The organism is Ostreiculturibacter nitratireducens, assembly GCF_032670585.1.
Lineage (GTDB): Bacteria > Pseudomonadota > Alphaproteobacteria > Rhodobacterales > Rhodobacteraceae > Ostreiculturibacter > Ostreiculturibacter nitratireducens.
Genome location: NZ_JAVQHL010000002.1, coordinates 1,378,914 through 1,387,500, shown reverse-complemented (window position 1 = coordinate 1,387,500; position 8,587 = coordinate 1,378,914). Strand labels below are relative to the sequence as shown.

The 8,587-nt window shown below is 65.3% G+C and carries 8 protein-coding genes (1 of these 8 running past the window's edge); 1 reads left to right on the top strand and 7 read right to left on the bottom strand.

Translation table 11 applies throughout. The annotated features are described in order from the left end of the window. From ABCN56_RS14145 to ABCN56_RS14120, 6 genes are all read right to left on the bottom strand, one after another. A protein-coding gene (locus ABCN56_RS14145; RefSeq protein ID WP_343081435.1) for an N-carbamoyl-D-amino-acid hydrolase crosses the window boundary here: on the bottom strand, window positions 1-337 show its 5' portion. 581 nt of this gene lie to the left of the window's left edge; the window shows 337 of its 918 coding nt (coding positions 1-337); it begins with the start codon at window positions 335-337; its stop codon lies beyond the left edge, outside the window. Beyond that, complete coding sequence (locus ABCN56_RS14140; protein WP_343081434.1) at window positions 334-1,563, bottom strand: M20 family metallo-hydrolase; 1,230 nt, start codon at window positions 1,561-1,563, stop codon at window positions 334-336. The genes ABCN56_RS14145 and ABCN56_RS14140 overlap by 4 nt, the downstream gene beginning before the upstream one ends. Beyond that, entirely contained in the window at window positions 1,563-2,801 is a 1,239-nt protein-coding gene (locus ABCN56_RS14135; protein ID WP_343081433.1) for a diaminopropionate ammonia-lyase, read from the bottom strand. Before ABCN56_RS14135 ends, ABCN56_RS14140 begins: the two co-directional genes overlap by 1 nt. Window positions 2,802-2,877: 76 nt before the next feature. Next, window positions 2,878-3,915, bottom strand: coding sequence for a DctP family TRAP transporter solute-binding subunit (locus tag ABCN56_RS14130; protein WP_343081432.1), 1,038 nt, complete (start codon window positions 3,913-3,915; stop codon window positions 2,878-2,880). A gap of 38 nt (window positions 3,916-3,953) precedes the next feature. After that, window positions 3,954-5,237, bottom strand: a complete 1,284-nt coding sequence (locus tag ABCN56_RS14125; RefSeq protein WP_343081431.1) for a TRAP transporter large permease — start codon at window positions 5,235-5,237, stop codon at window positions 3,954-3,956. Continuing rightward, a complete protein-coding gene (locus ABCN56_RS14120) occupies window positions 5,237-5,770 on the bottom strand; it encodes a TRAP transporter small permease (RefSeq protein WP_343081430.1) in 534 nt (177 codons plus the stop codon). The genes ABCN56_RS14125 and ABCN56_RS14120 overlap by 1 nt, the downstream gene beginning before the upstream one ends. A 102-nt stretch (window positions 5,771-5,872) precedes the next feature. Here ABCN56_RS14120 and ABCN56_RS14115 point away from each other — a divergent pair, with 102 nt between their 5' ends. Continuing rightward, the gene (locus ABCN56_RS14115; RefSeq protein ID WP_343081429.1) at window positions 5,873-6,733 is read left to right on the top strand and encodes a MurR/RpiR family transcriptional regulator; all 861 of its coding nucleotides are present in this window, start codon (window positions 5,873-5,875) and stop codon (window positions 6,731-6,733) included. A gap of 158 nt (window positions 6,734-6,891) precedes the next feature. Here the strand turns inward: ABCN56_RS14115 and glpD are convergent, their stop codons facing one another. Beyond that, window positions 6,892-8,496, bottom strand: a complete 1,605-nt coding sequence (gene glpD / locus ABCN56_RS14110) for a glycerol-3-phosphate dehydrogenase (RefSeq protein ID WP_343081428.1) — start codon at window positions 8,494-8,496, stop codon at window positions 6,892-6,894. Between the last annotated feature and the right edge of the window lie 91 nt (window positions 8,497-8,587).

Here is an 8,587-nt window from a genome sequence, read left to right as displayed (position 1 = left end):
AAACGAGGATCGCGGTATTGAAATGCCGCCCTTCCGGCGTGAGTTCGGCATAGCCCAGATGGAAGCCGATCCCGAGTTCGCGCGCCAGGTCGAAAAGCGGCCGCACGTCGTCGTTGGGCATCTGCTTCTCGAACCATGCGTCCAGCGCGGCGTCATCGTCGATGAACCATCGCGGAAAGAACGTCGTGAGTGCCAGTTCGGGGAATACGACCAAGGCGGCGCCGCGCTCATGGGCCTTATGCATCATTGTGCACATGCGCGCGACGGCGGAGGCTCGCGGCTCGTCTTTCGTGATCGGACCCATTTGCGCGCCCGCGACGATGAATTTCCGGCTCATGCTTGGACTCCTGCCAGTTCGCACAGGACATCGAGCAGAACTTGCGCCCCCGCGACGACATCCTCTTCTTCGCTGAATTCCTTGATGTTGTGGCTCAGCCCCCCTGCCGACGGGATGAAGATCATCGCCGTGGGGCAATTCGGGGCGAACATCTGCGCGTCATGCCCGGCACCCGACGGCATCTGCCTAACCGAGAGTTGCCGCGCGTGCGCCACCTGTTCGATCCGCGCGACGATGGCGGGATCGAAGGCGACTGGCGCGAAACGGGCCAGCGGACGGTGGCTTACTTCGCATCCGGCGGCGCGTGCCAGTTCCTCGGCTTCTGCGATCAGTCGTCCGGTCGCGGCATTGAGGACATCGCCATCCGTGTTGCGCAGGTCCACGGTCAGGCGCGCGCGCTGCGGCACGACGTTGACGAGGCCCGGCGACAGTTCGAACACGCCGACCGTCGCGACCTGCGGCGGCCCATTTTCCGCCGCGATCCGGTCCGCCGCCAGCGCGATCCGCAGTGCGACCTGCCCCGCGTCGCGGCGCAGGGCCATCGGGGTGGTTCCCGCGTGGTTCGACTGACCCGTTACGGTGAACTCCGTCCAGTGGATGCCCTGAACCCCGGTCACGGCCCCGATCCGGATGCCGTCCCGCTCCAGAACGGGGCCCTGTTCGATGTGGTATTCAAGGTAAGCCGACGGGGTGAACGGTTCGGCCGTCCCCCGATAACCGATGCGGTCGAGTTCATCTCCGACCACGCCATCCCCATCGGTGGCGCGTGTCGCCAGCATGTCTTCCAGATCGAGGGCGCCCTGGTGCACGCCCGACCCCATCATGTCGGGCGCAAAGCGCGCGCCCTCCTCATTGGTGAACGCGGCCACGGCGACCGGTCTGGCGGTCCGTGCCCCTGCCGCGTTCAGCGCGGACATGACTTCGAGCCCGGCGATGACGCCCAGCGCGCCGTCGTAGATTCCCCCGGTCGCCACGCTGTCGATGTGAGAGCCGATCAGGACGGGTGGCCCCTCGTCGATCCCCGCCCGGACGCCCCATATGTTGCCGATCGCGTCGACCGACACGCTCAGACCCAGATCCTTCATCTGCGCGACAAGCCAGTCGCGACCCGTCCGGTCCGCGTCGGTCAGGGCGAGGCGGCAGACGCCGCCTCCGTCGAGCGCGCCGATCCCGCCCAGATCGCGCAGGCGCGCCATGAGCCGTGAGGGCGAAATCTCGGGACGCATCAGGCTTTCCCTCTGACCGCGTCGCCGGTCATGCCGACGAGCTTCTCGTAGAGTTCCCGGTCGGTGTCGCCCTCCGTGCCGAACAGCAAGACCCGCGAGTCCGCATCTAGCGCCAATGCGCTGCGGGCCTCCTCGTCAGACATGGCGGCGATGAGACCCGCGAGGCCAGCCACAGCGGACTCGCCTGCCACGATCGCCGGGTCGCCTCCCTCGGGCCGCGCCAGTTTCCGCATGGCCGCGACGGCGGAATCGTCCGTCAGCCCCATGACCGCATCCGCGTGATCGCGCAGGATTTCCCAAGCGAGCGACGAAACCTCGCCACAGGCGAGACCCGCCATGAGCGTATCGAGATCGCCCTCGACCGCGGTCGGCTCGCCCGCGCGGATTGAAACCAGCCAGCAGGCCGACTTGTCCGGATCACAGAGGACGATCCTCGGCCGCTCGCGCCCCCAGCGACGGACGGCGAGGGCCGTGACGGCCGCGGCCATGCCCCCTACCCCGGTTTGCAGGAAGATGTGGGTGGGCCGCGTCCCGATCGCTTCGAAAGCCTCGGCCGCCATGACCTCGTAGCCCTGCATGACGTCCTTTGGCACGTCCATGTAGCCGGGATAGGACGTGTCGGAGACGACGAACCAGCCCTCGCGCGTGGCCGTTTCCTGTGCCTCGCGAACGGAGTCGTCGTAATTCCCCGCGCAGCGCCGGACCTCGGCGCCGTAGGCTTCGATCGCCTCCTTCCGGCCTTCCGAAACCGTGGCGTGAATGAAGATCACGCAGCTGCAGCCGAAGGTCTGCGCACCCCAGGCGACGGAGCGCCCGTGGTTGCCATCGGTGGCGCAACACACCGTGATCGACGAAACCTCGTCGGGATGGGCCTTCCCGATGACTTCGTCCATCGCGACCGCACGCCCGAGCATCCGGGACAGTTCCGACTGCAACAGACGCGCCACCGCGTAGGCACCGCCGAGAGCCTTGAAGCTTCCCAGGCCGAACCGCTCGCCTTCGTCCTTGTAATGGAGGGAGGCCACGCCGATCTCCCGCGCCAAGGCCGGCAGCGCGACCAGCGGCGTCGGAGCATAGCCGGGCCATGCGCCGATGGTCGCCCGCGCCGCGGAAAGTCCGGCATCGCTCAGGATCGCGTTCTGCGCCTCGGTCCAGGGTCTGTCAGGCCCGGAGAGGGGGTTCAGGCAAAGCGTGAAGGCATCAGGGGTTCCTGCGCCTCGTATGATCTCGTCGGTCATTTAGTCCTCGAATGGAGATGCCCCTGCGGGGCGATGCCGGGGCGCGAAAGCCTGCGCCCCGGCGGGATTGGTTGTCTCAGAAGTCGTTCTTTTCTTCCTCGATCGAGGCGAGCATCGCATCAAGCATCGCGATCCCCTCCGCGCCGTACTGCTCTTCGATCAGCTTCCGCACCGCGGGCTGAGCTGCGGCTGCGAAATTGGCCTGCTCTTCGGGCGTCACGACGTTGACCTCCATCTTCGCGGAGAGTGCGGGCAGGCCCTTGTCGGAAGCCTCGATCACCCGGCTCATCGCGCGCCCCGCATCGGTCGCGACGTCGGCGGCCCAGCGGACCAGGTACTGGTCCTCCTCGCTGAGACCGCCAAGGAACTCAGCGTTCATCGTCCAGATGTAGGGCGTGATCAGGTGATTGGTGATCGACAGGTATTTCTGCACCTCGTCGAACTTGGCGAAGGCGATGATCGGAACCGGGTTCATCTGGCCATCGGCAACGCCGGTCTGAAGCGCCGTGTAGACCTCGGCCCAAGGCAGCGCCGTCGGTTGCCCGCCGAGCGAGGAGATGATCGCCTCGTGGGTCGGCAGCGTCATGGTGCGGATGCGAAGCCCTTCCATGTCCTCCACCTTGGCGATCGGGCGCTCGTTGTCGGTGAAGGCGAAGAACCCGCCCGAATCCAGAAGGCCCAGGACCTCGAGACCGGTCTTCGCCTCGAGGTCGGCGATGAACTTCTCGCCAAAGGCGCTGTCATCGGTGATCACCTTGGAGGCCACGCCGATGTTCGGGAAGGCGAAGGGCATGTCGAAGACGCCGACCAGCGGATAGTGCTGGGCCATGCCGCCCGAGGAAGAAATGGTGCTCTCTACCAGGCCGGACCGAACCTGATCGATCACCTCGTTGTCCTTGCCGAGCTGGCCGTTGGCGAAGAGCTGCACTTCGATGCGGCCGTTCGAGTTGGACTCGACCAGCGACTTGAACACGGCGGCCATGGCGCCGGAGTGGCTGGCGAAGGGATCCTCCGGGTTGAGGTGGGCGAGGCGGATCGTGATGTCGGCAGCTTGTGCCTGCGCGGCCATCAGGATCACGGCAAGGGCCGTGGCTGCTGTCTTCTTGAGGGTCATGGTCTGTCCTTTCCTGTTGGGAGGGTGTGCTGCCGGGTTCAGAACCCCAGCATGCGTGGTATGAAGAGCGTGAGATCCGACCAGAAGGCGATCACAAAGAGGACCCCTACCTCCGCGAAGATGAAGGGCCATAGTTCGCGCGCGATGCTTTCGACCTTCTCGCCCGTGACGGATGCGAGGACGAAAAGGCAGGCACCGACGGGCGGTGTCATGAGGGAGATGTTCAGCGCGAGGATGATCATGATCCCCGCGTGAACAGGCTCCATCCCGATCTGGGCCGTGAGTGGGGCAAGAACCGGGGCAAGGATGATCAGCGTCGCGTTGATATCCATCACGAGGCCGATCAGCAGCAAGAGAACGAGAATGAGTGCAACGATAATCTGAGGGTTGTCGGAAACGGACAGCAGGGCCGTGGCGATGGCCTGCGGTATGCGGTTGAACGTCATCCACCAGCCGAGGATCGAGGCCGAGGCGATGATCAGGAAGATCACCCCCGTGATCCGGGTCGTGCGGACACCGATTTCGTAGAGGTCGCGCCAGCTCAGCGCGCGATAGATCACGCCGCCGATGAACAAGGCATAGGCGACGGCGATGGCGGCTGCCTCGGTAGGCGTGGCGAACCCGCCGAGGATCGAACCGAGGATGAACACCGGCAGCAGCGCGGCAAGGAAGCCTTCGCGCAGCGCGCTCCAGATTGCGCAGAGACTCGGGCGGCCCTTGCCCTCGGGCAGGTTCTTGGCCTTGGCCGTCAGCGCGATCACGGCCATGCAGATGATGCAGATCATGAGCCCGGGCAGAATGCCCGCCGCGAAGAGCCCGGCTATCGAGACCCCCATGATCGAGCCATAGATGATGGCGAGCGTCGAGGGAGGGATCGTCGGCCCGATGATGGAGCCCGCCGCGGTGACGGCGCAGGCGTAGGACCGGGTGTAGCCGGCCTTCTGCATCGCCGGCACAAGCGTGTTGCCGAAAGCGGCGGCGTCGGCGGTGGCGGAACCCGTGATCCCCGCGAACATCACGGACGCGACCATGTTCGAATGCGCCATGCCGCCGCGCATCCAGCCCACCAGCGCATCGGCGAGCCGCACCAGACCATAGGTGATGCCAGAGCGGTTCATGATCTCGCCGGCAAGGATGAAGAACGGCATTGCGAGGAACGGGAAGAGGTCGAGCCCGGCAAAGAGGCGGTCGGGCGCCATCTGCATAAACCGCGGCCCCATTTCGAGGATGCCCACCATCCCCGCGACGCCAATGGCGAAGCCTACCGGCATCCCGAAGGCCATCAGGCCGAAGAAGGCGAGCGCTACGAGAAAGGCACCCATCATTCGTCTCCCGGAATGGCCACGGTCGCGCCGGTCGACTCGGGCGCGCGCTCGGCGAAGAAGTCGTGGATGCCGATCAGTGCCAGCTGGATGCAGGCCATTGCGGCGGCGAGGGGCACGCCCATGAAGGGGTAGCCCTTGGGAATTGCGTAGATCATCGTCAGCCGCGAGAAGCCCTGCGCGGCAAAGCCGATCCCGTAGAAGAAAAGCGCGAAGAAGAACGCGAAGGCGATCACGTCGAAAGCCACGGCCAGCCAGCGCCGCGCCCTCGCGGGCAGGCGGCCGAAGATGAACTCGACGCCGATGTGTTCACGGTGGGCGATGCTCGACGAAACGGCCAGGAGCGCCATCCAGATCATCAGGTAGCGCGCCAGTTCCTCGGTGAAGGTCAGGGGAAGCGGAATCGCGTAGCGCACGAGAACGCCCAGCCAGACATCGAGCACGAGGATCACGAGCAGCGCCACACAGACGCGCTCGACAAGCCAGTTGAGCCGGAGGCTCAGGTCCTTTGCCGTGGTTGCGATCCCCGCCATGTGGCGAATCCCTCGTCCCGCATCGGTTGACACAGACATGAAAAGAGATTTTCATTAGCTTGCATAGTGAGAAAATTAGTTTTCATCTCGGGGAATCCACAAATGCCCAGAACCGATGCACAATCCGCCCCCCGCCCGCTGGTTCGGCGCATTCATGAGGCATATTCCTCACTGTCCAGCAGCGAGCGCCGGATCGCAGACACCATCCTCGAGTCGACCTCGGAACTGGCGGTGTGGTCGGCTTCGGAACTGGCGCACCGGGCGAATGTCTCCAACGCGACGGTCAGCCGGTTCTTCCGGCGCCTTCAATACGCGAACTACGAAGAGGCAAGGCAAGCCGCCCGGCGTCTGCGGGAAACGGGATCCCCGCTCTTCACCGGAAGCACGAGTTCGAGCGCGAGGGATCCGATCTCCAAATTGGTCCAGGAGGAAACGGCCGTCATCGAGGCAACCCTGTCCCGGTTGAACCCGCTGACCCTCAGGGAAATCGGGCAGGCGATCGCTGAGGCGCCGCGGGTGCGAACACTCGGCTTCCGCAACAGCCATTTCCTTGCCCAATACGTGACGGCGCAGGTATCGCAGATGCGCCCCGGAGTGGCGCCGATGCTTCTTCCGGGGCAAACGCAGGCGGAGGGCATCTCTACCCTTGGCCGGGGTGACCTCGCGATCGTCGTCGGCCTTCGCCGCCGCCCCGCCGGCTTCGCGCGCATGGTGGAGGCGATCGCGTCGCGGGGCACACAGGTTCTTCTCCTTGCCGACCAGACCGTGCGCGAAGCGCCTGCCTTCGCGACCTGGACCCTGGATTGCGTGGTCAACACCAGCCAGTTCGCGGATTCCTATGGCGGGGCGATGGCGGTGCTTCGCCTGATCGTGCTGGAGGTCCGCCACGCCCTAGGAGAACGCGGACGCAGCCATCTCGAGATGGTTGAAGAATTGCGCGAGGAACTCGGAGAGCTGGAATAATGGGGGCATTGCCGCCCCCCGGGACCGGACCAGGGGATTACCCTGGGATACGGGGAGGTTCATCCATGCCGGCCTCAGTGCCGTAGGGGCGCTCGATCGCCCGGCATCCACGTCATGGCTGAACAGTCGGACCGTCCCAGCGGCCCACCACGTTCCCACTATTCGGCGGCAGCCACACAGTTGCTGTCGGCTGCCGAATTCCTCATCCACTCATCCAACGCGGCGATCTCCTCCGCACTCATCCGCAGGCCCAGCTTCGATCGGCGCCAGACCACATCCTCCGCGCGGCACGCGAACTCCTTCGACATCAGCCAGCGGACTTCGCGCTCACTCAGAGTGGCGCCGAAATCGCGGCCGAGGTCTTCTACGCGGTGGGCGTCCCCGAGAATCTCCCGCGCCTCGGTTCCGTAGGCGCGCACGAGGCGAAGTGCCCACGAGTCGCTGAGGAACGGGTAGTCGGAGCGCAGATCGGCGACAAGCCGCAGGACGCCGTCGACGGGGAAATCTCCGCCCGGCAGGGCCTCGCGCGCCGTCCATTTCCCCGGCATGCCGGGGAAATGCGGCTCAATCTTCTCAAGCGCGCCTTCCGCAAGGCGGCGATAGGTGGTGATCTTGCCGCCGAAGACGTTCAGAAGCGGCGCGCCCTCGCCCTCGTCGAGGCTCAGCACGTAGTCGCGGGTGGCGGCGGTGGCCGATTTCGCCCCGTCATCGTAGAGCGGCCGCACGCCCGAATAGGTCCAGACGATATCTTCCCGCGTCACCGGCCGCTTGAAGTATTCCGAGGCGAAGGCGCAGAGGTAGTCCTGCTCTTCCTCGGTGCACACCGGCGGCTCCGCGGCATCGGGATGATCGGCGTCCGTCGTGCCGATGAGCGTGTAGTCCGTCTCGTAGGAGATGGCGAATATGATGCGCCCATCGGCCCCCTGGAAGAAGTAGCACTTGTCGTGGTCGAAGAGCTTGCGGGTCACGATATGGCTGCCGCGCACCAGCCGGACGCCTTCGCGGCTGTCTATCCCGGCGACATCGTGGATCACGTCGCCGACCCAGGGTCCGCCGGCATTCACCAGCATGCGCGCGCGGCGTGTCTGGGTCTCGCCCGTTTGGGTGTCCTCCAGCCGGACTTCCCAGAGTTCGCCGGTGCGGCGCGCGCTCAGGACCCTGGTGCGCGTGAGAATTTCGGCGCCGCGAGCCTGCGCGTCCCTTGCGTTCAGCACCACGAGGCGCGCATCCTCCACCCAGCAGTCGCTGTATTCGTAGGCACGGGCGAACTTGTCCTTGAGCGGCGCACCCTCTGGCGCACTGGTCAGATCCAGCGAACTGGTGCCGGGGAGGATCTTGCGCCCGCCGAGGTGGTCGTAAAGGAAGAGCCCAAGCCGGATCAGCCAGGCCGGGCGGCGCCCCTTCATCCAGGGCATGACGAGCGTCAGAAGGTTCGACGTCGGAGTCCCGGCCTCGAACCGCATGTCCTTGTGATACGGCAGGACGAAACGCATCGGCCAGGAAATGTGCGGCATGGCGCGCAGGAGCGTCTCACGTTCGATCAGCGCCTCCCGGACCAGGCGAAATTCGAAGTACTCCAGGTAGCGCAGGCCACCGTGAAAGAGCTTGGTCGAGGCCGAGGAAGTGGCCGACGCGAGGTCATTCATCTCCGCCAGGGTGACGGATAGTCCCCGCCCGGCCGCGTCGCGCGCGATGCCGCAGCCATTGATGCCGCCGCCGATCACGAAAAGGTCGCAGACCCGATCTTCCCTTTCGAGTGACACGGCCACCCCTCCATTCGTTTTCTTTCGTCTTTGTACCTTCTTTACACGAACTCGCTCACAAACGAAATCCATTGTTCTGCATTCGACTTCG

What these genes read in the sequence shown, in the direction of transcription:
- ABCN56_RS14140 (WP_343081434.1), bottom strand. Translation starts at nt 1,563, where the DNA reads ATGCGTCCCGAGATTTCGCCCTCACGGCTCATGGCGCGCCTGCGCGAT.
- ABCN56_RS14135 (WP_343081433.1), bottom strand. Translation starts at nt 2,801, where the DNA reads ATGACCGACGAGATCATACGAGGCGCAGGAACCCCTGATGCCTTCACG.
- ABCN56_RS14130 (WP_343081432.1), bottom strand. Translation starts at nt 3,915, where the DNA reads ATGACCCTCAAGAAGACAGCAGCCACGGCCCTTGCCGTGATCCTGATG.
- ABCN56_RS14125 (WP_343081431.1), bottom strand. Translation starts at nt 5,237, where the DNA reads ATGGGTGCCTTTCTCGTAGCGCTCGCCTTCTTCGGCCTGATGGCCTTC.
- ABCN56_RS14120 (WP_343081430.1), bottom strand. Translation starts at nt 5,770, where the DNA reads ATGGCGGGGATCGCAACCACGGCAAAGGACCTGAGCCTCCGGCTCAAC.
- ABCN56_RS14115 (WP_343081429.1), top strand. Translation starts at nt 5,873, where the DNA reads ATGCCCAGAACCGATGCACAATCCGCCCCCCGCCCGCTGGTTCGGCGC.